Source organism: Ruegeria arenilitoris, from assembly GCF_013032855.1.
Lineage (GTDB): Bacteria > Pseudomonadota > Alphaproteobacteria > Rhodobacterales > Rhodobacteraceae > Ruegeria > Ruegeria arenilitoris.
In genome coordinates this window covers 298278-321656 of the sequence record NZ_WQDA01000005.1, presented here as the reverse complement: position 1 = coordinate 321656, position 23379 = coordinate 298278, and the positions used below count along the sequence as shown (strand labels likewise).

At 62.0% G+C, this 23379-nt stretch carries 20 protein-coding genes; 9 read left to right on the top strand and 11 right to left on the bottom strand.

What is annotated here, in order from left to right:
• Positions 1-34: 34 nt before the first annotated feature.
• Complete coding sequence (gene gltX, locus GOW72_RS17150) at positions 35-1360, bottom strand: glutamate--tRNA ligase (protein ID WP_170367683.1); 1326 nt, start codon at positions 1358-1360, stop codon at positions 35-37.
• A 74-nt stretch (positions 1361-1434) separates the two neighbouring features.
• Positions 1435-1869, bottom strand: a complete 435-nt coding sequence (locus GOW72_RS17145) for a DUF1801 domain-containing protein (protein ID WP_170367680.1) — start codon at positions 1867-1869, stop codon at positions 1435-1437.
• Positions 1870-1984: 115 nt separating this feature from the next.
• On the opposite strand from GOW72_RS17145, the gene GOW72_RS17140 reads away from it, so the two are divergent.
• Positions 1985-2917 (top strand): MBL fold metallo-hydrolase, encoded by a 933-nt coding sequence (locus GOW72_RS17140; protein ID WP_093963417.1) that lies wholly within the window; start codon positions 1985-1987, stop codon positions 2915-2917.
• Here the strand turns inward: GOW72_RS17140 and GOW72_RS17135 are convergent, their stop codons facing one another.
• The 3 genes from GOW72_RS17135 to GOW72_RS17125 all read right to left on the bottom strand — a co-directional run bounded on the left by GOW72_RS17135 (position 2918) and on the right by GOW72_RS17125 (position 6627).
• The gene (locus GOW72_RS17135; protein ID WP_170367678.1) at positions 2918-4249 is read right to left on the bottom strand and encodes an NAD(P)/FAD-dependent oxidoreductase; all 1332 of its coding nucleotides are present in this window, start codon (positions 4247-4249) and stop codon (positions 2918-2920) included.
• A gap of 144 nt (positions 4250-4393) precedes the next feature.
• Positions 4394-4669 (bottom strand): hypothetical protein, encoded by a 276-nt coding sequence (locus GOW72_RS17130; RefSeq protein ID WP_170343276.1) that lies wholly within the window; start codon positions 4667-4669, stop codon positions 4394-4396.
• 299 nt (positions 4670-4968) lie between these two features.
• Positions 4969-6627, bottom strand: coding sequence for an NAD+ synthase (locus GOW72_RS17125; protein ID WP_170367676.1), 1659 nt, complete (start codon positions 6625-6627; stop codon positions 4969-4971).
• A 156-nt stretch (positions 6628-6783) separates the two neighbouring features.
• Between GOW72_RS17125 and GOW72_RS17120 the strand changes: the two genes are divergently transcribed.
• Positions 6784-8256, top strand: a complete 1473-nt coding sequence (locus GOW72_RS17120; protein ID WP_170360217.1) for an MORN repeat-containing protein — start codon at positions 6784-6786, stop codon at positions 8254-8256.
• Between the two features lie 4 nt (positions 8257-8260).
• Here the strand turns inward: GOW72_RS17120 and GOW72_RS17115 are convergent, their stop codons facing one another.
• Positions 8261-8926: an SDR family NAD(P)-dependent oxidoreductase gene (locus GOW72_RS17115; RefSeq protein WP_170367674.1), complete on the bottom strand. Its 666-nt coding sequence runs from the start codon at positions 8924-8926 to the stop codon at positions 8261-8263.
• A gap of 287 nt (positions 8927-9213) precedes the next feature.
• Between GOW72_RS17115 and GOW72_RS17110 the strand changes: the two genes are divergently transcribed.
• Positions 9214-10785, top strand: coding sequence for a 2-isopropylmalate synthase (locus tag GOW72_RS17110; protein ID WP_170367672.1), 1572 nt, complete (start codon positions 9214-9216; stop codon positions 10783-10785).
• Between the two features lie 169 nt (positions 10786-10954).
• On the opposite strand, the gene GOW72_RS17105 is transcribed toward GOW72_RS17110, so the two are convergent.
• A complete protein-coding gene (locus tag GOW72_RS17105; protein ID WP_170367670.1) occupies positions 10955-11740 on the bottom strand; it encodes a 23S rRNA (adenine(2030)-N(6))-methyltransferase RlmJ in 786 nt (261 codons plus the stop codon).
• A gap of 156 nt (positions 11741-11896) precedes the next feature.
• Between GOW72_RS17105 and GOW72_RS17100 the strand changes: the two genes are divergently transcribed.
• The 6 genes from GOW72_RS17100 to GOW72_RS17075 all read left to right on the top strand — a co-directional run bounded on the left by GOW72_RS17100 (position 11897) and on the right by GOW72_RS17075 (position 18463).
• Entirely contained in the window at positions 11897-12943 is a 1047-nt protein-coding gene (locus GOW72_RS17100) for a rod shape-determining protein (protein ID WP_093963423.1), read from the top strand.
• Between the two features lie 61 nt (positions 12944-13004).
• Positions 13005-13907, top strand: a complete 903-nt coding sequence (mreC, locus tag GOW72_RS17095) for a rod shape-determining protein MreC (RefSeq protein WP_170367668.1) — start codon at positions 13005-13007, stop codon at positions 13905-13907.
• Entirely contained in the window at positions 13900-14436 is a 537-nt protein-coding gene (locus GOW72_RS17090; protein WP_170367666.1) for a rod shape-determining protein MreD, read from the top strand. The genes mreC and GOW72_RS17090 overlap by 8 nt, the downstream gene beginning before the upstream one ends.
• Positions 14433-16379 carry a penicillin-binding protein 2 gene (gene mrdA / locus GOW72_RS17085; protein ID WP_170360207.1) on the top strand — a complete coding sequence of 649 codons (1947 nt, stop codon included), beginning with the start codon at positions 14433-14435 and terminating at the stop codon, positions 16377-16379. The genes GOW72_RS17090 and mrdA overlap by 4 nt, the downstream gene beginning before the upstream one ends.
• The gene (gene rodA, locus GOW72_RS17080; RefSeq protein WP_170343283.1) at positions 16376-17515 is read left to right on the top strand and encodes a rod shape-determining protein RodA; all 1140 of its coding nucleotides are present in this window, start codon (positions 16376-16378) and stop codon (positions 17513-17515) included. The genes mrdA and rodA overlap by 4 nt, the downstream gene beginning before the upstream one ends.
• 15 nt (positions 17516-17530) lie before the next feature.
• A complete protein-coding gene (locus GOW72_RS17075) occupies positions 17531-18463 on the top strand; it encodes a 2-hydroxyacid dehydrogenase (RefSeq protein WP_170367664.1) in 933 nt (310 codons plus the stop codon).
• 47 nt (positions 18464-18510) lie between these two features.
• Here the strand turns inward: GOW72_RS17075 and GOW72_RS17070 are convergent, their stop codons facing one another.
• From GOW72_RS17070 to coaBC, 4 genes are read right to left on the bottom strand one after another with little or no spacing between them, the layout of a single operon-like run.
• Complete coding sequence (locus tag GOW72_RS17070) at positions 18511-20526, bottom strand: M3 family metallopeptidase (protein WP_170367663.1); 2016 nt, start codon at positions 20524-20526, stop codon at positions 18511-18513.
• Between the two features lie 59 nt (positions 20527-20585).
• A complete protein-coding gene (locus GOW72_RS17065; protein WP_170367662.1) occupies positions 20586-21632 on the bottom strand; it encodes a HesA/MoeB/ThiF family protein in 1047 nt (348 codons plus the stop codon).
• Entirely contained in the window at positions 21632-22087 is a 456-nt protein-coding gene (dut, locus tag GOW72_RS17060; RefSeq protein WP_170367790.1) for a dUTP diphosphatase, read from the bottom strand. Before dut ends, GOW72_RS17065 begins: the two co-directional genes overlap by 1 nt.
• A 39-nt stretch (positions 22088-22126) precedes the next feature.
• On the bottom strand, positions 22127-23323 hold the full coding sequence (gene coaBC / locus GOW72_RS17055; protein ID WP_170367661.1) for a bifunctional phosphopantothenoylcysteine decarboxylase/phosphopantothenate--cysteine ligase CoaBC: 1197 nt from the start codon (positions 23321-23323) through the stop codon (positions 22127-22129).
• Positions 23324-23379: the final 56 nt, after the last annotated feature.

Here is a 23379-nt window from a genome sequence, read left to right as displayed (position 1 = left end):
GTTCAGATCAAAGGCGACACCGCCCCGCGGTGTCTTATTTTCGCGCCAGCACGACCTGCAGCAACGGCAGAAAGGTCGCCATCTCGGGGCCACGCTCCATCCCGGTCAGCGCCTTGCGCAACGGCATGAACAGGCCCTTGCCCTTGCGGCCGGTCGCCTCTTTCACTGCCGCCGTCCACTTGCCCCAGGTCTCGCCGTCAAACGGCCCCTCGGGCAGCAGTTCCATCGCCTGCGCGACGAATTCGCGGTCTTCGTCGTCGATCAGCGGCTCGGCCCCGTCGCGGCACAGCTCCCACCAGCCTTTCAGGTCTTTCAGCGTCGTGATGTTCTCGCGCGCCATCATCCAGAACGGCTCGGCCAGTTCATCGGGTACACCGGCCGCGGCCACCGCGTCGGCAACCTTCTCGAGCGGCAGCGTCTGCAGATACCGGGCCGTCAGCGGGAACAGATCCTGCACGTCGAACTTGGTCGGCGCCGACCCGAACCGGGTCACGTCGAAACCTTCGATCAACTCGGCCATGTCGCTGCGCAGTTCGACCGGGTCGGACGAGCCCAACCGCGCCATCAGGCTCAGCAGCGCCATCGGCTGTACGCCCTGCTCGCGCAGATCGCGCAGCGCCAGCGTGCCAAGACGCTTGGACAGCGCCTCACCCTGCGGGCCGGTCAGCAACGAGTGATGGGCAAAACGCGGGACGGTTCCGCCCAGCGCCTTGATGATCTGAATCTGGGTCGCTGTGTTGGTCACGTGGTCGGCGCCGCGCACCACGTCGGTCACGCCCATCTCGGTGTCGTCCACGACCGAGGCCAGCGTATATAGGACCTGCCCGTCGCCGCGGATCAGCACCGGATCCGACACCGAGGCCGCGTCGATCGACACGTCACCCAGAATGCCGTCCGTCCACTCGATGCGCTCATGATCCAGCTTGAACCGCCATACACCGTTGCCACGTTCGGCTCGCAGCGCCTCTTTCTCGGCCTCCGACAGGTTCAGGGCGGCCCGATCATAAACCGGCGGCTTGCCCATGTTCAGCTGCTTCTTGCGCTTGAGGTCCAGCTCGGTCGGGGTCTCAAAGGCTTCGTAGAACCTGCCGATCTCGCGCAGCTTGCCGGCGGCTTCCGCATAGCGGTCCAGTCGGTCCGACTGCCGCTCGACCCGGTCCCAGTGCAGGCCCAGCCACTCGAGATCCTGCTTGATCGCGTCGACATATTCTTCCTTCGACCGCTCGGGGTCGGTGTCGTCGATACGCAGGATGAACGTGCCGCCGGCCTTGCGGGCGATCAGATAGTTCATCAGCGCGGTGCGCAGGTTGCCCACATGAATATAACCGGTGGGCGAAGGGGCGAAACGGGTGGTTGTCATGGATGTCTCCTGTTGGCGCGGCTCATGTCACATGAGCGCGTTTTTGTCCAGAAGGCGGTGCGAATGCTTGCCGTTTACTCGGACTTGATCGGCCAACGTGATGACAGGTCATCCAACCCTGCTCGGATCAATTCGGCCAGCACGTCCTCGTCAATGTCCGACAGCTTGTTCACGTACAGACATGACTTGCCGGTCTTGTGCTTGCCCAGGCGCGCCAGAATACTGCCGAAATCGGAGTAGCCCGGCATGATATAGATCGAAAACGCGGCCTTGCGTGGGGAAAACCCGGTGGCAAGAAACGTGCCTTCCCGCCCGGACTTGTAGCGGTAGTCATACCGCCCGTATCCAACGATGGATGGCCCCCACATGACTGGCCGAAACCCGGTGACGGTTTCAAACAGGGTGTTCAGCCTCTGCGCCTCCGCGGCGCGCGCGGCCGGCAGGATCGTCGCCAAGAATTCCTGGACGCTTTGATCCGTCGGAACGGTTTTGTTTCCTGAGCGGGACATGAACAAGATTTAACATGCGATCGGCCAGCGCGCAGCCCATATGGTAGAGTGGAAAGTGGCAATTATCCGAAAGCGTTCTAATTCGTCGCACGTAAACTGACAGGGAGACTTTGAAATGACCATGAAACTGACCCGCCGGGCCGCTTTGGGCACGGCCGCTGCGTTACCTTTTGCATCTATCGCGACACAGTCACTGGCTGCCGGGGCCGAAACCAAGGCCAACTCGACCGTCGCCCGCAGCTTTCAACTGGGCGATTTCACGGTCACGACCCTGTTGGATGGCAGCCTGCCGCGAGACGGCGCCCAAGAGATTTTCGGCGGTGGCGCGTCAGACGAGGAGTTTGCCAAGGTATCGGCCGACAATTTCATCTCGCCCGACATTGCCCAGTTCTTCTTCACGCCAACGCTCGTCAATACCGGATCCGAACTGATCCTGTTTGACACGGGATTGGGCCAAGGCGGTATCCAGAAGGCTCTGGCCGATGCGGGAGTTGGCCCCGAGGCGATCAACGTTGTCGTCCTGACCCACATGCACCCCGACCACATTGGCGGCATGACGACCAACGATGCCGCGACCTTTCCGAACGCACGCTATGTGACCGCCGCGGCCGAGTATGATTTCTGGTCAGCACAGGAGGCCGGCAACCGCGTCGGCGACCTCGTGGCAGCCAAGGTCACCCCGATGGCTGAAAAGATGTCGTTCATCGAAGATGGTGGCGAGGTTGCATCCGGCGTGACCGCCATGGCGGCCTTCGGGCATACACCCGGACACATGGTCTATCATCTCGAAAGCAACGGTCAGCGGCTGATCCTGACCGCCGATCTTGCCAATCACTATGTCTGGTCCTTCGCGCATCCGGAATGGGAAGTCCGGTTTGACATGGACAAGGCAGCGGCAACCGCATCGCGTCGGAACGTGTTGGGTATGCTGGCCGCGGACAAGGTCCCGATGATCGGGTACCACATGCCTTTCCCGGCCGCCGGCTATGTCGAGCCGCGCGGCGAAGGCTTCCGCTTTGTACCTGTCAGCTATCAGATGATGGGCTGATCAATACCCCGGGTCCGGCCGTACTTTCGTTCCGTCCGAAAACCGCGACAGTCGAAAGGCGGCCGGGTCAACACAAGGCGCTGTGTTCGTCACCAGATCGGCCACCAGGCGGCCGGCACCGGGCCCTATGCCAAATCCATGTCCCGAAAATCCGGTTGCGATCACCAGTCCCGGGATTTCCTGCACGTTCGAGATGACCGGGATTGCATCCGGGGTCACATCGATCATCCCGGCCCAGCTCTGCACGATTTCGGCACCAACCAGTGCCGGAAGCGCCTGACGGGCCTTGGCCCATGACTTGCGGAGCGCCCTTTGCGACGGCTCGGGGTCCAGTATCCGACAGAGTTCGAACGGGGTTACGTCGGTGGGCGCCCATGACCGGCGCTGACGCGCCTCAATGGTCCAGCGGTGCGACAGGCGGAATCTGAGCGATTTCCATTCCTGCGCGAATGCCGGCAGGAATTTCGCGGCCAACCGAAAACTGTCAGGAACGATATCCACCGTGTTTTCATGGCCCGAGGCGATCGTATACCCGCCGTCGGCGCGTTTGCGAATGGCAAAATCATCCGACCACAGAGCTGTTTCCGGACCCGGCTCCACAGGCGAGGTCCGCAGAACCGTGTTCAGCACCTTCAGCTGTGGCAGGGCGATTCCTTCGTTACCAGCAAACAACCGAGACCAAGCCCCCCCGGCCAGAACCACTTGATCGCAAGCGACCCGCCCCCGTTCCGTGTAAACCCCGGCAACACGACCAGCTTTCAGGTCGAGACAGCGTACCGCGCAATTTGTCATGATGACCGCGCCTTGGTCACGCGCCGCCTCGGCCAACGCCGGAGCAACCCATTGTGGCTCAGCCCGTCCGTCCTGCGGCGTGAAAAGCGCGGCCTTCAACTTGGTCTGGAGGCCGGGCATGTTCTGTTCCAACTCGGATTCGGAAACCATGCGCGCTCCGGTCTGGTAGCCCTCGAGGTTTCGCAACCAGCGCTCCATATCAGCTGCGGACCGGTCGGTCCGCGCACCGAACAGAATCCCGGATTGCACATAGCCGGTTTTGCGTCCGATCCGCTCATCAAGCGATTGCCAGATCCTGAGCGACTCGGTCATCAACGGTATTTCGCGCGGGTCGCGCAGCCCCAGGCGAACCCAGCCCCAGTTCCTGGAACTCTGTTCAGCGCCAATCTGGCCCTTTTCACACAAGAGGACGGAATTGCCACGTTCCGCCAGTTCCAGCGCAGTTGAGACACCGATAATCCCTCCGCCGACGATCACGACGTCAACGGATTTGGGCAGGCAAAGATCGGATTCAACAGGGTTGGGCTTGGGGCCGGGCATCAACGGATCTTGTTAGTCAGACACGAGCTTCATCGAGCCTTGGCAAACGTCATCCGGCAATCCTGAATAACGGAAAAAGCATCACTTTGTTCGGCTGTGTGGCGCCGATGCAAACGCCACAATGCAATTAGACCGGCACCCGGTTCAGGCCGCGCCCGAGAACTCGGCCCATTTCTGACGCAACAAAGCTGCGACACCCGAGTTTTGGGTCTCTGTCTCGGTCTCTTCGGGTTGAAGCTCGGGCAATTCCGGGTGTTTGGCTGAAAACTCCTCGGACGGCTCCTCGCTCTCTGCGTCAGCCTCGGCCAACACACCAGCGATTGCCGCTTCCAGACGCGCCTCATCCAATTCGCGCGCCGGCGTCTCCATTGTCTTGTACCTCAACGGCGCATGCAGCGGTTTGTCATATCCATCAACCATCGGACCACCTAAACCTTATAACCGGCACCCCACCACGGATGCGTCACCAGAAAACTTGGTCTTCAACTGCGCTTCGGCCGACAGATCAATGCCCGGCCCCAGCGTGCCGATCTTTCAAAATATGTGGCAAGATCGGTCCTAAACTATGGCAAAAAAATGTCCAAAAAACAAGGATGCGACCAAGCGCTGTCAGCAATACCGCCCCACCTGCAGAACAGTTAGCATGTAGCCCCCTCATTGCCGCCGATTTGTAAACAAACACCCGGACCCGGGCACGGGGCGCTCAGCCGCAGTTTCCGTCAGCTCGGATCGCGCCAACGATTCACGATCGGATAGCGCCGGTCCAACCAGAAGGCCCGAGGTGTCAGGCGCGTGCCCGGCGCGGACTGAAAGCGTTTGTATTCGCTGATATAGATCAGGTGCTCGACCCGGCGGGCATCAACCTCCTCATACCCGGCTGCAACACAATCCGCGATCGAGCCATCCTGATCAACCAGGATGTCGAGAATGCCGTCCAGGACCGGGTAATCGGGAAGGCTGTCGCTGTCCTTCTGATCCTCGCGCAGCTCGGCACTGGGTGGTTTGTCGATGACCGAGGGGCGAATGACCTCGCCGGCCGGTCCTTTCATCCAGTCGCGGTGATTGGCATTGCGCCAGCGGCAGGTTTCGAACACCCGGGTCTTGTACAGATCCTTGATCGGGTTGTAGCCGCCATTCATGTCGCCATAGATCGTGGCATACCCGACCGCCACTTCGGATTTGTTGCCGGTGGTCAGCAGCATCTCGCCAAACTTGTTGGACATCGCCATCAACAGCAGACCGCGCAGACGGGACTGGATGTTCTCCTCGGTAATGTCGGCCTGAAGACCATCAAACAGCGGCGCCAGGGTCTCGGTGACGGCGGCGCGGGACTGGCTGATCGGAACATAGTCGTATCGCACACCCAGCGCCTTGGCGACGGCTTCGGCATCCTCCAGCGACTCGGCGCTGGTGTATTCCGACGGCAGCATCACGCAACGCACATTTTCGGCCCCGAGAGCGTCAACCGCGATGGCCGCAACAAGCGCGGAATCGACCCCTCCGGACAGTCCCAGCAGTGCTTTGGAAAATCCGGTCTTGCCCATATAGTCGCGCAACACCTGCACCATGGCGCGATAGTCCTGCTCCCACGCGTCAGGCTGCTCGGCGATTTCGGCGGGGACGATGGCCCATCCTTCATCACCGCGCCGCAGATCGATCTGCATCACCGCCTCGTCGAAGACTGGCATTCGAAAGGCCAGTTCGCCGCCGGGATTCAGGCCAAATGTCCCGCCATCGAAAACCTGATCATCCTGCCCGCCCACCATGTTGAGGTAGATCACCGGCAGCCCGGTTTCGACCACACGGGCCACCATCTGGTTCAGGCGCACATCGTGCTTGTCGCGGAAATAGGGTGATCCGTTGGGGATCAGAAGAAACTCGGCGCCCGTCTCCTGCAACGTCTCGGCAACATCCTCGTGCCAACCATCCTCGCAGATCGGACTGCCGATGCGTGTGTTGCCCACCGCATAGGGGCCACCCAACGGCCCGGCGTCGAACAACCGAACCTCGTCGAACACAGTTTCGTTGGGCAAATGGTGTTTCAACACCTTGCTGACGATCCGCCCCCGGCTGAGGATCAGATAGGCGTTGTAGAGATTTCCACCTTCGACCCAAGGCCCACCAATGGCCATCGCCGGTCCATCCGCGCAGGATTCCGCCAACTGCTGCACAGCCGCCATGGCAGCCATGTGAAACGACGGCTTCAGAACCAGGTCCTGAGTGTTGTAACCGGTGACGAACATCTCTGGCAGAGCCACCAGATCGGCCCCCGCAGCGCGGCCCTGCTCCCATGCGGAACGGGCTTTTGCGGCGTTGCCTGCAATGTCGCCCACCGTCGGGTTCAGCTGCGCCAGCGTGATGCGGAAATGGTCGGCCATCTTTGCCCTCTTGCCCTCGTCACCTGAAAAGGCATTTAGCAGATCAGGCCGCAAGTGAAAGGCCAATGCGGCAAAACCCGTTGCCCGACCTTCATCAGTGTCATAGTTTTGCACGAACCAATGCACCACGGGACAATCGGGCAGGCAGGGACTACCATGAACGCTTTTCGTACAACGATTGCCGTTGCCGCAATGGGCATCGCCGCACAGAGCGCGTCCGCGCAGCAGGGCCAGATCATCACCGCAGATGACGATGTGGGCGGGGTCTACGAAGGCACCTTTGAAAACGGGCTGCGTCACGGAACCGGCACCTATCGCCTACCCGACGGCTTTGAATACACCGGTGAGTGGGTCGAAGGAGAAATTCAGGGCAAGGGCGTGGCACGTTACGCCAATGGATCGGTCTACGAGGGCGATTTCGTCAAAGGTCGCCCGCACGGCAAGGGCAAGATCACCTTTGCCGACGGCGGCACCTACGAGGGCGACTGGACCGACGGCGCCATAAACGGAACCGGCATCGCGCAATACGCGAACGGAATGCGTTACGAAGGTGGCTTCAAGAATGCCCAGCATGACGGCAAGGGCGTCATGACCGACCCCGGCGGCTATGTCTATGATGGCGACTGGGTGGACGGCGTTCGCCAGGGCAAAGCCAAGATCACCTATGCGGACGGCGCGGTATACGAAGGCGATATCGTTGCCGGCCAGCGTCAGGGCAACGGATCGCTGACCTTGCCCGACGGCATGATCTATTCCGGCGAATGGACCGAGGACCGGATCACCGGAACCGGCGTACTGAAACAGGCCAACGGTGATGTTTACGAAGGCGCCCTGGTGGACGGGCGCCGGCAGGGCAAGGGAAAGGCGACCTACGCGAACGGCGATACCTACGAAGGCGATTTCGTCGACGACCGCCGACACGGCAAGGGTACGTTCACTGGCACCGACGGCTATGTCTACACCGGAGATTGGAAAAACGGTCAGATCGAAGGGTTGGGCGAACTGACCTATCCCGACGGCTCGGTCTATGTCGGTGACTTCAAGGCGGACCTTGCCGATGGCAAAGGCCGGATCACCTATCCCGACGGGTCGTCCTATGACGGCGACTGGGTTGCGGGGGTGATCGAAGGTCAGGGCACCGCGACCTACACGAACGGCACGATCTACAAAGGACAGTTCAAGAATGCCCGAACGCACGGCACCGGCGTTCTGACCCGTGCCGACGGGTCTCGCTACGATGGCGAATGGGTAGACGGCGTGCGTCAAGGCAAGGGCACCGCCACCTACGCGGATGGAACGGTCTACACAGGTGACTTCCAGAACGGTCAGCGCCATGGCGAGGGCGAGGTCGTGATGGCGAATGGCTTCAAGTATTCCGGCCAGTGGACCGACGGCAAAATCACCGGCTCAGGTGTCGCGACATATGCAAATGGCGATGTCTATGAAGGCAACTTCGTGAACGGCAAACGCCAGGGCTCTGGAACAATGCGCTATGCAAATGGCGAAGAGGAAAGCGGCACGTGGGAAAACGGCGCTCTGTCGGAAGCAGGCGCGGCACAACCATCGGGCAACGAGCCGCAGGCGCCTGAGGCCGAACAGGACCCGGAAGTCACCCCATCGGACGGATAGCCCGCTACCAGGGAACCGGTTGGCCGGCCCAGTCGAAGAACTGGCCGGTCTGATCAGCCGTCAGACCATCCACAACCCGCAGAAGGTTTTGGGCGGCGTCACTCGGCTCGACCGCGGGATGGCGGCCCAGGTATTTCTGCGTGAACGGGGTCTTGACCGTTCCGGGGTGCAGGGCGACGCAGATCGCATCCTTGTGGGTTCGGGCCAGTTCAATTGCGGCCGTGTGCACGATCTGGTTCACCGCCGCCTTGGCCGCGCGATAGCTGACCCAGCCGCCCAGACGGTTGTCCCCGATCGAGCCCACGCGCGCCGACAGCACCGCAAACACCGCCCGGCCATTGCGCGGCAACAGGCGATGCGCGTGTTTCAGAACCAGCGCCGGTCCCACTGCGTTCAGGGCGAACTGATCCATCATGGCGTTGGCCGAAACCGCCCGAATGGTCTTTTCCGGTTCTGCCCCGTCGATCTCGAGCGCGCCGGACGCGACCAGAACAAGGTCGAACGGCCCCTTGATCCGGCCCAGCATCCCGTCGACCAGTTCCGGCTGCATCAGATCCAGCCCGTTTTCCGACCGCGACAGACCAACAACATGGACCGACCGCGACAGAAGCGCATTGCAGACGGCCCGGCCGATCCCACCACTTGCGCCTATGACCAAAGCATTTCTCATCGTCCTCCAGCTAGCGGAGTTGACCACGCAATCAATCCCCGTTTCCGTTCCTTTCGCGAAATCGGACAACCGCGCATTTTCCTTCTTTTCATTCCCGGTTCGGGGTGTATAACCTCGAACCCATGATCAACCGCGCAGATATCCCTTTTGCTTTCGCCGCGTCCGCCGGCGCTGCCCTGCGTGGCCTACTGATCCTAATCCGCCTCTGAGCGTGCCATCCGGCGCGCCCGCTCAGAGGAGGACGCCTGCGCGCCATTGGCTTTAGGACAGACAAGAAAGTGACCCCCATGACCAACGTGACCGACCAAGACCGCGTCTTGATCTTTGACACCACTTTGCGCGACGGCGAGCAAAGCCCCGGCGCCACCATGACCCATGACGAAAAGCTGGAAATCGCCGAGCTGCTGGACGACATGGGCGTCGACATCATCGAGGCCGGCTTTCCAATCGCTTCCGAGGGGGATTTCAAGGCCGTGTCGGAAATCGCGCAGCGCGCGAAGAACGCCCGCATCTGCGGCCTGGCCCGTGCGAATTTCGCCGATATCGACCGCTGCTGGGAGGCGGTGAAACACGCCGAGAAGAACCGGATCCACACCTTCATCGGCACCTCGCCGCTGCACCGCGCCATTCCGAACCTGACGCAGGACGAGATGGCCGAAAAGATCCACGAGACCGTCAGCCACGCCCGCAATCTTTGCGAAGACGTGCAATGGTCGCCGATGGATGCGACCCGGACCGAATGGGACTATCTGTGCCGCGTGATCGAGATTGCGATCAAGGCCGGCGCGACCACGATCAACATTCCCGACACGGTGGGCTATACTGCCCCGATTGAAAGCGCGGACCTGATCAAACGCCTGATCGAAACCGTTCCGGGCGCGGACGAAGTGGTTTTCGCCACCCATTGCCACAACGACCTTGGAATGGCGACTGCCAACTCTCTGGCCGCCGTTGCAGGCGGGGCCCGGCAGATCGAATGCACGATCAATGGGCTGGGCGAACGCGCGGGCAATACCGCGCTGGAAGAGGTCGTGATGGCCCTGCGCACCCGCAACGACATCATGCCATGGAAAACGGGCATCGACACGACCAAGATCATGCACATCTCGCGTCGGGTGGCGACGGTTTCAGGCTTTCCGGTGCAGTTCAACAAGGCGATCGTCGGCAAGAACGCCTTTGCGCATGAAAGCGGCATCCATCAGGATGGCATGCTGAAGAACCGCGAGAATTTCGAGATCATGCGCCCCGAGGATATCGGCCTTTCAGGCACCTCGCTTCCGTTGGGCAAGCATTCCGGCCGGGCCGCGCTGCGCGACAAGCTGGAGACACTCGGCTACGAGGTCGGGGACAACCAGCTCAAGGACATCTTCGTGCGGTTCAAGGATCTGGCCGACCGCAAGAAAGAGGTGTTCGACGACGACCTGATCGCGCTGATGAGTGCAGATGATGAGGCCAACGACCACCTGCAGCTGGTCTCGATGAAAGTCACCTGCGGCACCGGCGGTCAGGCCGAAGCGACGGTCGAACTGGAGGTGGACGGCAAGGATGTCATCGCCACCGAGCACGGCGACGGGCCGGTCGACGCCACCTTCAAGGCGATCCGGGCCATTTACCCGAACAAGGCGCATCTGCAGCTCTACCAGGTGCATGCCGTGACCGAGGGTACCGACGCACAGGCCACTGTTTCCGTCCGTCTGGAGGAAGACGGCATGATCGCCACGGGTCAATCCGCGAACACGGATACCGTGGTGGCGTCGGCCAAGGCCTATATCAGCGCGCTGAACCGTCTGATCATGCGCCGCGAAAAGGCCGGCCCGGGCGCGGATGCGCGCGAGATCAGCTACAAGGATCTGACCTGATCTGAATTGGCAGGCAAGGCTCCCGCGCCCGCGGCAGCCCGGCTTCGCCGCGCAGCCTGACGGACTTGGGCCCGGCACCGCGCCAAGGCGCGGTGCCGGGCCCAACACGTTTGGCGGCATCTTTGATGCTGTCAAACGGGGCGGGAGGCCTTCGCCGCCTGAAGCGCCGTCAGATCTTTGCGAACAGGTCGGACAGGCGCGCCGCTTCGTCTTCGATCCCGAAGGGTGCGTTGACCACGAACATGCCCGAACCGATCATCCGGTGACCCTCACGCGCAGGCGGAAACCGAACTTCGTGCACAAACGTCTTGGGAAGATCCAAGCCCTTCAGTGCCGACACCATTGGAACATGCCGATCGTCTGTCAGGATCGGATACCACAAGGCAATGAGACCCACGTTCCACTTGCGGTGCAACTTGGCGATCAACCCCGGCAGGCGGCCATAGTCCGCCTTTACCTCGTAGCTGGGGTCAATCAGCATCACCCCGCGCCGAGGCGTGGGCGGCAGAACCGACTGACCCAGCTCGAACCCGTCCTGTCTGTAGGTCTTGGCACCGCGCCCGGTCAGCGCATTTTTCAACGCTGCGTATTCCTGCGGATGAAGCTCGGCGAAATGCAGACTGTCCTGCGGACGCAGCAGGCTTGCCGCAATCATCGGCGAGCCCGGGTAGGCCGTTTCGCCAAACTGCGCCTGGACCGCGTGCAACGCGCGTGCCAGCGGGTGATCGTCGGCAAACCACCCGTTGCTCAGCGCGCGCCCGATCCCTGCCGCCGCCTCTCCGGTCTGCACGGCCTCGGCCGCATCGAGGTGGTACAGACCACGCCCCGAATGGGTCTCTAGATAGCTGATCGGCTTGTCCTTGCGGGTCATGTAGTCCAGCATCCATGCCAACAAAGCGTGCTTTTGCACGTCCGCCAGATTTCCCGCGTGGTAAATGTGTTGATATGAGAGCATGTTGCCTTCTAAAGTCCCTGTCAAAGAGGCGGAAAGGTGCTGATTTACGCGGAATCAGGCCTTTAACCGGGCGTCATGGCACCCTATAAGTCATCCGTCCCGGAACCGTCGAGTCGCGGGCAGTAGAAAACATCTGACAGACAGGATCAGGGGAATATGGGGATCTTTGACAGTTTGGGCGGCCTGTTCACAGCGGATATGGCCATCGACCTCGGGACGGCCAACACGCTGGTCTACGTCAAGGGGCGTGGCGTGATCCTGTCGGAACCCTCGGTTGTTGCCTACCATGTCAAGGATGGGGTCAAGAAGGTTCTGGCCGTGGGCGAGGACGCCAAGCTGATGCTGGGCCGCACCCCCGGCTCGATCGAGGCCATCCGCCCCATGCGCGAAGGGGTGATCGCCGATTTCGACACCGCGGAGGAGATGATCAAGCACTTCATCCGCAAGGTGCACAAGCGTTCGACCTTCTCGAAGCCCAAGATCATCGTCTGCGTTCCCCATGGGGCAACGCCGGTTGAAAAGCGCGCAATCCGTCAATCGGTTCTGTCAGCAGGCGCGCGGCGCGCGGGTCTGATCGCCGAGCCGATTGCCGCCGCCATCGGAGCCGGGATGCCGATCACCGATCCCACCGGCAACATGGTCGTGGATATCGGCGGCGGAACCACCGAAGTGGCTGTCCTGTCGCTGGGAGACATCGTCTATGCTCGCTCGGTCCGCGTGGGGGGCGACCGCATGGACGAGGCGATCATCTCGTACCTGCGTCGTCAGCAGAACCTGCTGGTGGGCGAATCCACCGCCGAGCGGATCAAGACCACCATCGGCACCGCCCGGATGCCCGATGACGGGCGCGGGCAGTCGATGCACATCCGCGGGCGCGACCTTCTGAACGGTGTCCCCAAAGAAATCGAGATCAGCCAGGCCCAGGTGGCCGAGGCGCTGTCGGAACCCGTCCAGCAGATCTGCGAGGCGGTGATGACTGCGCTGGAAACCACCCCGCCGGATCTGGCCGCGGACATCGTGGACCGGGGCGTGATGCTGACCGGTGGCGGCGCGCTGCTGGGTGATCTGGACCTGGCCCTGCGCGAACAGACCGGATTGGCCGTGTCGATTGCCGACGAAAGCCTGAATTGTGTGGCTTTGGGCACCGGCAAGGCACTGGAATACGAAAAACAGCTGCGCCACGCGATTGACTACGAAAGCTAAGGCGCGCACCCTCTGATCTGAGGGTTCAAGATCGGGCACGAGCAGCACGGGAAGGAGTCCTGTGGCAAAAGACCGAGCACAGCGCGACGACTACACCACCCCCCTGCGCCGCTTGTTCATGGGGATCGTTGTTCTGTGCCTGCTCGGCATATTCCTGGTTTGGCGCATCGACAGCCCGCGGGTCGAAAGGTTCCGGGCCCAAGTGGTGGATGCCGTTGTGCCCTCGATGGAATGGGCGATGATTCCGGTCACGGCCGCCATAAACCTTGTAAGGGATTTCCAAAGCTACCAAAGGCTGAGCGAGCAGAACCAGGAACTGCGCAGTGAACTGCGCCGCATGCGCGCCTGGAAAGAGGCGGCCCTGCAGCTGGAGCAGGAAAACGCGCGGCTTCTGGACCTTAACAACGTTCGGCTGGATCCGCGTCTGACTTATATTACCGGGGTCGTCATGGCCGACAGCGGCTCGCCATTTCGGCAATCTGTCTTGCTGAACGTCGGCGAGCGTGACGGGATCGTCGACGGCTGGGCCGCAATGGACGGCATCGGGCTGGTGGGCCGGATTTCTGGTGTTGGCCCGGATACCGCGCGGGTCATCCTGTTGACCGACGCCTCGAGCGCGATTCCCGCCACGATCCAGCCCTCGGGCCAGACCGCGCTGATTACCGGTGACAATACCCCTGCCCCAGCCGTCGAGTTTCTTGAAAGCCGTGAACTGGTGCGACCCGGCGACCGTGTGGTGACCTCAGGCGACGGCGGCGTATTTCCTGCGGGCCTTCTGATCGGCCAGATCGCCGCCGATCCAGGGGGGCGTCTGCGCGTCCGACTGTCCGCGGATTTCGAGCGTTTGGAATTCCTACGCGTCCTGCGCTACCACTCGGCCGCCCCGATCCGAGACCCGGGCGGCATCGTCGGACCTCAGCGCCCCGAGGCTCTTCTCCCGACCGAGGAGGCCGCCGATGGATAGCGCCGCGTCACGTCTATGGCTGATGCGGGGCCTGTACCTGTTCCTCGCTCTGACGGTGATGTTCTTTCACCTGTTGCCTCTGAACACGCAACCGGGTCGTCTGCCCTTTCCTGACTTCCTGATCTGCCTGACCTTTGCATGGGTCCTCAGGCGGCCGGAATATGTACCGACACTCAGCATAGCTGCGGTCATGCTGATGGCCGACCTGTTGCTGCAACGGCCGCCGGGACTGCTGGCGGCATCCGTCGCCATCGGTTCTGCCTATCTGCGATCGGCAGGCCCCGGAATGCGCGACGTCGGATTCGTGGGCGAGTGGACGACGGTGGGCGTCGTCATCGCGGCAATCTTTGCCTTCAACCGGACAGTTCTGGCGCTGCTGTCCGTCAGTCAGGCCAGCATTGGCCCGGTATTTGTCCAAGTGGTCTTCACGGTCCTCGCCTACCCGCTTGTCGTTGCATTCAGCCAAACCATATTTGGCGTCCGCAGGCCATCTGCGGTAGATGTTGCCACTGTGGGAACACGCTCATGAAACGCACACCCAAAACACAAGGTGCCGCATACAAAAGGCTGACCCGGCGCGCGCTGGTGCTGGGTGGCATGCAATTCGCATTCGTCGGCGGCCTGGCGGCCCGCATGCGTTACATGCAGGTCGATCAGGCCGACCAATATCGCCTGTTGGCCGAAGAAAACCGCATCAACATCCGGCTCATTCCGCCAACCCGAGGGCGCATTTATGACCGCAATGGTCAGATCATCGGGCAGAATGCGCCGTCCTACCGCATCGTGATCGTGCGCGAGGATGCGGGCGACGTCGACAAGGTCATTGCCAAACTGTCACAACTGATTCCGCTGAACGAAGACGAGATCGAACGGGCCAAAGCCGAGATGAAACGTACAGCGCCGTTTCTGCCGGTTACGCTGGCCGACCAGGTCACCTGGGAAGATATCTCGAAGGTGGCGATCAATGCCCCCGCCCTTCCCGGCGTCACGCCCGAAGTCGGACTGACCCGCCAATATCCCCGCTACGAGGATTTCGCCCATGTGGTCGGGTATGTCGGACCTGTCAGCGACTATGACCTGAGCAAGATGGAAGACCCCGAGCCGGTTCTGATGATCCCGCGCTTTCAGATCGGCAAGGTCGGGCTTGAGGCCAAGAAGGAAGACCTGCTGCGCGGCAAGGCGGGCGCCAAGCGCGTCGAGGTCAACGCGACCGGCCGGGTGATGCGGGAACTTGACCGCCGCGAGGGCCAGCCCGGCGCCGACCTGCAATTGACCATCGACGCCGACCTGCAGGAATACGCACAGGCCCGGCTGGCCGGAGAAAGCGCCGCCGTGGTCGTGATCGACTGTGAGACGGGCGATCTGCGGGCCATCAGCTCGACCCCCAGCTTCGACCCCAATCTGTTCGTGCGAGGGATATCGGTCGCGGATTACCAGGCTCTGACCCAGGACAACCACCGCCCGCTGGCCAACAAGACGGTTCAGGGCACCTACCCGCCCGGTTCGACCTTCAAGATGATCACCGCGCTGGCCGCGCTCGAGGCCGGCGTCGTCGGTCCGGGCAACACCGTCTATTGTCCCGGCTACCTGAAGGTGGGCAGCCGTCGATTCCACTGCTGGAAGCGCGGCGGACACGGGATGGTCGATCTGGAGACCTCGTTGAAGCGCAGTTGCGACGTCTACTATTACGACGTCGCCCTGCGGGTCGGGATCGACAAGATTTCGGACATGGCGCGCAAATTCGGCCTCGGCATCAAACACGACCTGCCGATGTCCGCCGTGGCGGCTGGCCTTGCGCCGAACCAGGAATGGAAACAGACCACCCACGGACAGGACTGGCTGGTCGGCGACACGGCAAATGCCTCGATTGGGCAGGGCTTCATGTTGGCCTCGCCGATGCAACTGGCCGTCATGACTGCACGCATCGCGACCGGCCGATCGGTGACACCGCGTCTGATCCGCAGTGTCGACGGGGTCGAACAGCCTACGGGCGCGGGCGAGCCGCTGGACGTCAATCCGGCCAACTTGGAACAGGTGCGCAACGCGATGTACAAGGTCTCGAACGACCGTCGCGGCACCGCTTATCGCAGCCGGATCATCGCAGACGAATTCCGCATGGCCGGCAAGACGGGCACCAGCCAGGTGCGCAACATCACCAAGGCCGAACGGGCCGCCGGGGTCATCCGCAACGAAGACCTGCCCTGGGAACGGCGGGACCACGCGCTGTATGTCAGCTTTGCCCCTTACGACAATCCGAAATATGCGGTGGCCGTCGTGGTCGAACATGGCGGCGGCGGTTCGAAGGCTGCAGCCCCCGTGGCCCGGGACGTGATGCTGCAGGCTCTGTACAACGGCACCCCGCCGCTGGAAGCATATCCCGTGGCCGACCGCGACCGCATCAAGGAACAGCAGAAACGTCTGGAAGGTGATCGCCGCCCGAAAGCGCGCCCTGACGAAAAGGACCGCGCATGAGCTATCTTGAATATGCGGTCAAGACCACGCCGACGGGGATCCGCAAGGTTCTGTACATGAACTGGCCGCTGACGCTTTTGCTGATCAGCGTCGCAAGTGCCGGTTTTCTGATGCTGTATTCGGTGGCCGGCGGCTCGTGGTCGCCGTGGGCGGAACCACAGATGGAACGGTTTGGCCTGGGCCTGACGGTCATGTTCATCGTCGCATTGGTTCCGATCTGGTTCTGGCGCAACATGTCCGTCGTCGCCTATCTTGTTTCTTTGGGGCTTCTGCTGTTCGTCGAACTGTTCGGCACCATCGGCATGGGCGCGCAACGCTGGATCGACCTGGGGTTCATGCGCCTGCAGCCCTCCGAACTGGCAAAGGTGACTTTGGTCATGTTGCTGGCGGCCTACTACGATTGGCTTCCCTCCTACAAAACCTCGCGCCCGCTTTGGGTCTTGATCCCGGTTGTCCTGATCCTGATCCCGACCTTCATGGTGCTGCGCCAGCCCGATCTGGGAACCGCAATCCTGCTGTTGGCGGCCGGAGGAGGCCTGATGTTTCTGGCGGGCGTGCATTGGGCCTATTTCGCAGCGGTCATCGCGGCGGGTGTCGGCTTGGTTTCAACGGTGTTCAAAAGCCGTGGCACCGATTGGCAGTTGCTCAAGGACTATCAGTTCCGGCGCATCGACACATTCCTTGACCCCTCGACCGATCCGTTGGGCGCGGGGTATCACATCACCCAGTCCAAGATTGCCCTGGGATCCGGCGGCTGGAACGGTCGAGGCTTCATGCAAGGCACCCAGTCACGCCTGAACTTCCTGCCCGAAAAGCACACCGACTTCATCTTCACGACACTGGCCGAAGAGTTCGGTTTTGTCGGGGGCACAACCTTGTTGCTGCTTTACGGACTGATCCTGATCTTCTGCCTCGTCACGGCGCTGTCGACCAAGGACAGGTACTCATCGTTGGTGACACTGGGCATTTCGCTGAACTTCTTCCTGTTCTTCGCCGTCAACATGTCGATGGTCATGGGGCTGGCGCCGGTGGTCGGTGTTCCGTTGCCGATGGTCAGCTATGGGGGCTCGGCCATGTTGGTTCTGATGGCCGCCTTCGGCATCGTGCAAAGCGCGCATATTCACCGTCCTCGTTGATCCGAAAGGCCGACCATGTCCGTGAACGTCCTGTTTTCCGCCCGCCCGGCACTTTGGCCGGTTTACGAGCCCTTGCTGAACACCGGGCTGGCCGATGCGGGGATCAAAGCCACTGTCGCCACCGACCTGCCGCCCGATCAGGTGGATTACATCGTCTATGCACCCAATGGAGGGCTGCTTGATTTCACGCCCTACACGCGCGCGAAGGCCGTGCTCAGCCTATGGGCCGGTGTCGAGAAGATAGCCTCGAACGACACACTGACCGTGCCGTTGGCCCGGATGGTCGATCACGGTCTCACCCAGGGCATGACCGAATGGGTCGTTGGACACGTTCTGCGCTACCATCTGGGCATGGATCGACACATCACTGTCCAGGATGGGGTTTGGGCCCCGGATCCGCCTCCGCTTGCCACACAGCGATCGGTCTGCGTTCTGGGACTTGGCGCCCTGGGGCAGGCTGCGGCACAGGCGCTGGCGGCGTTGAACTTCAACGTGACAGGGTGGAGCCGATCGGCCAAGGACGTGTCTGGTGTCACGTGCCTGCACGGACCGGACGGGCTGCGCGTGGCCCTGAGCCGGGCCGAGATACTCGTCCTGCTGCTGCCTGAAACGGCAGCCACGGAGAACACTCTGAACGCGGACACTCTGGCACTTCTGCCAAAAGGTGCGCGAATTCTGAACCCCGGCCGAGGCCCGCTGATTGACGACGAAGCGCTGTTGCAAGCGCTGAGCACCGGCCAAGTGGGGCATGCCACGCTGGATGTGTTCCGCACCGAGCCGCTGCCCCCCGATCATCCGTACTGGGCGCATCCAAATGTGACCGTCACGCCGCATATCGCATCGGAAACCCGGCCCGAAACGGCTGCGCAGGTGATTTGCGAGAACATCCAACGCAGCGAAGCCGGACAGCCGCTGCTGCATCTGGTCGACCGCGCTCTCGGGTATTAGGGCCATCGGGGGCTACCGCCCCCGTTTTGCGGGATGCAATTCAGTAGTTACGCGTCCACCAGACCCCGCCCTTTCAGCAGGGCTTCGACACCCGGCAGCCGGCCCCGGAACGCCAGATACAGATCCTCGGCTTCTTTCGAGCCTCCTTTGGACAGAATGTTGTCCTCCAGAGCCTGCGCCCGCTCGGGATCAAACGCGCCTCCCGCCTCTTCGAAGGCAGCAAATGCGTCGGCATCCATCACTTCGGACCACATGTAACTGTAGTAACCCGAGCTGTAGCCATCACCCGCAAATACATGAGCGAAATGCGGCGTCGCGTGGCGCATACCGATGGCATGCGGCATCCCGATCTCGGCCAGAACCTCAGCCTGCTTCGCCATGGGGTCAGCCGGGGCCGGACCGTCGTGGAAGGCCAGGTCGACCAGTGCCGAGGCGACGTATTCGACCGTCTGAAAACCCTGATCGAAATTGGCGGCACCCAGAACTTTGTCCAGCAGTTGCGGAGGCATCGGAGCTCCGGTTTCGGCATGAGTTGCGAACTCGGCCAGAACCTCCGGTACTTCCAGCCAATGCTCATACAGTTGGCTGGGCAGCTCCACGAAATCCCGCGCAACGCTGGTCCCCGAGATACTGTCATAGGTCACATCCGACAGCATTTGGTGCAGCGCGTGCCCGAATTCATGAAACAGGGTCCGTGCGTCGTCATATGACAGCAGCGCCGGATCGCCCTTGGCGAAATTGCAAACATTGATGACGATTGGCGTCTGGACCTTGGGAAACCTGGCCTGCGCCCGCATCGCGCTGCACCACGCACCCGACCGTTTCGATCCACGCGCGAAATAGTCTCCGATGAACACGGCAACGTGTTTGCCACGCCGGGTCACCTCCCAAGCTCGGCAATCCGGATGGTACAGCGGCACGTCCAACGGCGCGAACTCCAACCCGAACAAGCGGTTGGCGCAGGTAAAGGCAGCCTCGATCATGCGCTCCAGCTGCAGGTAGGGTTTGAGTTCTGCCTCATCCAGATCATGCTCGGCCTTGCGCCGTTTTGCGGCATAGTACCGCCAGTCCCAAGGTTCGAGCGGACCGTTGACGCCGTCCTCCTGCATCATCCGCGTCAGGATCTCCGCGTCGGCCTCGGCCCGGGCCTTGGCGGGTGCCCAGACCTGCATCAGCAAGTCGCGCACCCGTTCGGGGGTTCGGGCCATCTCGGTCTCGAGCTTGAAGGCCGCAAAGCTGTCATAGCCCAACAGCTTGGCCCGTTCCTCGCGTAGCTGAAGGATTTCGGCGGCAATCGCGCGGTTGTCGGTCTCGCCTCCGTTTGCCCCGCGTGACGCCCAGGCACGGTAAGCCTTTTCCCGCAGGTCGCGACGTGGCGAAAACTGCAGGAACGGCACGATCAGAGACCGCGACAGCGTGACAACCGGCCCCTTGGCCCCTTTTTCCCGACCGGCCGCGTGTGCCGCATCGACAACGAAACCCGGCAGTCCCGCCAGGTCATCGTCGGTCAGCTCCATGAACCAGCCACGCTCGTCCGCCAGCAGGTTTTGCGTGAACGCGGTGCCCAATGACGCCAGACGCGCCTTGATCTCCTGCATCCGGGCATCTTTCGCCCCGTGCAGCGCCGCACCCGAGCGGACGAACCCGCGATGGGTGAGCATCAAAACCCGATCCTGTTCCTCGGTCAGCTTCAGCGTATCTCTTTTCGCCCAAAGGTCGTCCACACGCTGGAACAGCGCCTTGTTCGAGGAAATCGCGGCGAAATGGGCTGCGAGCTTGGGCGAAAACTCCCGTTGCAACGCTTCGCGCTCCGGGTTGCTGTCAGCGCCAGCGACCGTGAAGAACACCGACAGAACCTTGTTCAAGGCCTCGCCCGCCGCTTCCAGCGCTTCGATCGTGTTGGCAAAACTCGCGCGCCGGGTATTCGTCGCGATGGCATTAATCTCGTCGGCATGGGCCTGCAGAGCAGCTTCCAGTGCCGGGGCAAAGCCGTCATCCGAGATTTCGGCAAAGGGCGCGATTTCGAACGGGGTCGTCCAGTCGGACAGGATCGGATTGGTCATTGGGGTCTCCTTCAAGCGTCAAGCTAGGAATGCAGGGCAAGATCGTCCAGTGGCCGCGATCAAACGGGTTGCCCGCAAACCGGGCAATCGTACCGCCGGGACAGGGTGATCTTGCGGCTTTCGCCATAAAGCGCGTCATAGATCAGCATCTCGCCACGCAAGGCCTGACCTGCACCCGTGACCACCTTGACCGCCTCAACCGCCATCATCGCCCCCACCACGCCCGGCAGTGGCCCGACCACCCCGGCCTCGGCACAGGAAGGCGCGAGACCCGGCGCAGGCGCTTCGGGAAAAATGCATTGGTAGCAAGGGGCGTTGTTGGCGGGGTCGAACACGCTCAGTTGGCCTTCCCATTGGGACAGCGCGCCTGAGATCAGGGGCTTGCCCAAAGCCACCGCTGTGCGGTTGGCCAGATACCGGGTTTCGAAATTGTCGGTGCCATCGAGGATCAGGTCATAATCCGCGAACAGGTCGGCCGCGATGTCGTCCGTCAGGCGGCGGTGATAGGGGCGAACGATGACATTGGGGTTCTGCGCCTCCATTGCTTGCTGCGCAGAAAAGACTTTGGGCATTCCGATATCGGCATCCCGATGGATGACCTGCCGCTGCAGATTGGCATTCTCGACCACGTCATCATCAATGATGCCAATCGTGCCCACGCCGGCGGCTGCAAGGTACTGCAGCGCCGGTGCGCCCAATCCACCTGCCCCGATCACCAATACCCGAGCGGTCTTCATCCGTTTCTGCCCGGGTCCACCAAGTTCGCGCAAGACGATGTGACGGGCATAGCGCTCCAGTTCGGCTTCGCTGAACTGGTCAGATGGGCTTTTGGGCCGAATATCCGACGGTGGATTGGCCCGGCGCCTCAGGGCTTTCACCACAGCGCCATAACCCATGGCCAGCAAAACGAAACCACCCAGGATCAGCCACATCGCGGCCGAGCCGCCTGTGGCCTCGCGCAGTGGGTTCCCGTCGGGCAAAACCAGATGAGACAGAACCACACCTGCCAGCAAAACCAGAACCGACACCCAACGGGCGGTACGCGAGGCACCAGCGAGGTAGCCAAGCCCCCACAGCCCCGCTGCCAGTGCCAGTACCAGAACCATCAGGCGCGCCCCGTGGATCCGAACCCACCGGAACCGCGCTGCGATTCCTGCAGGCTGTCCGCCATCTCGAACCGCGCCTGGATCACCGGGGCCACGACAAGCTGCGCAATTCTGTCGCCATGTCCGATTTCAAAGGCTTCCTGACCCGCATTCAGCACGATCACCCCCAAGGGACCGCGATAGTCGCTGTCGATCGTGCCCGGTGCGTTCGGCAGCGTGATCCCGTGTTTCAACGCAAGTCCCGAGCGCGGACGCACCTGGATCTCGTATCCATCCGGAATCTCTACCCGCAGGCCGGTCGGAACCAAGGCGCGCTCACCGGGTTGAAGGGTGATCGATCCTCGATTAGGCAGGTTGGCCCGCACATCCGCGCCGGCTGCCCCGGCCGTCTCATAGGACGGCAATGCAATGGCCGGATCGGCCCCGTCTTCTCGGATCACCCGGATTGCCACCATCAGCGCATCCCAACCTTCATCTTCTGTCAAACAACCGCATCACAGCGCCAGCGCGGCCGCGATCTTTTCCGCCAGCCGCGCGGCCACTGCGTCCTTGCCCATGCGTGGCCACTCCTCGGCACCCGCATCCGATATCAGAACGACCGCATTTTCGGCCCCACCCATGATGCCGGTCACCGGGCTGACATCATTGGCCAGGATCCAATCGCACCCTTTGCGCGCCCGCTTGGCGGTTGCGTGGGCGATCACATCATCCGTTTCAGCGGCGAAACCCACGACCAAGGAGGGTCGGCCGGTCTCCAGATGCGAAATCCGTTTGAGGATGTCCGGGTTCTCGGCAAATTGTAGGGCAGGCATCCCATCGCGGCTTTTCTTCAACTTGCGGTCTGATGCCCCGTCTATCCGCCAATCGGCCACGGCTGCGGCAAACACGCCCACATCCACCGGCAGAGCCGCGTCCACCGCATCCGACATTTGTTGCGCAGTCTCAACCTGCACAACCTGGACGCCTTGGGGTGGTGGCACATCCGCGGGGCCGGTTACGAAAACGACTTCGGCCCCCAGGGCCGCCAAAGCGTTGGCAATCGCCGTCCCCTGCGCCCCCGAGGATCGGTTCGCAATGTACCGAACCGGATCAATCGGCTCATGCGTCGGCCCCGACGTCACGAGAATCCGCTTTCCCTTCAGCGGGCCATCCGACAAGGCAGACTCGACCGCCGCCACGATCTCGAGAGGTTCCGACATGCGGCCGGGACCGAACTCGCCACAAGCCATGTCACCGTCATTGGGTCCGACAAACCGGACGCCGTCCGCGATCAACTGCTTGTGGTTCCGGCGAGTTGCCGGATGGTTCCACATCCGCACGTTCATCGCCGGCGCACATAAAACAGGGGTATCCGTGGCCATCAACAGGGTCGATGCCAGATCATTGGCCAGACCCCCGGCCATCTTTCCCATCAAATCCGCAGTCGCCGGGGCCACGACGATCAGATCAGCCGAACGTGACAGCTGGATATGTCCCATCTCGGCCTCGTCCGTCAGGTCGAACAGTTCACGATAAGCTTTTTCACCGGCAAGTGCAGACACGGACAAGGGGGTCACGAATTCCTCGGCAGCGCGGGTCAGGACCGGGGTCACCGCCGCCCCGCGCTCCTTCAACCTTCGGATCAGATCCAGCGATTTGTAGGCCGCGATCCCACCGCCAAGGATCAGGAGGATCCGTTTGGATGCCAGCATGTTCAGCCCTTCCCGGTCGTGCTCGGCCTCGACACTATGCAACCCATGTCCCGAGT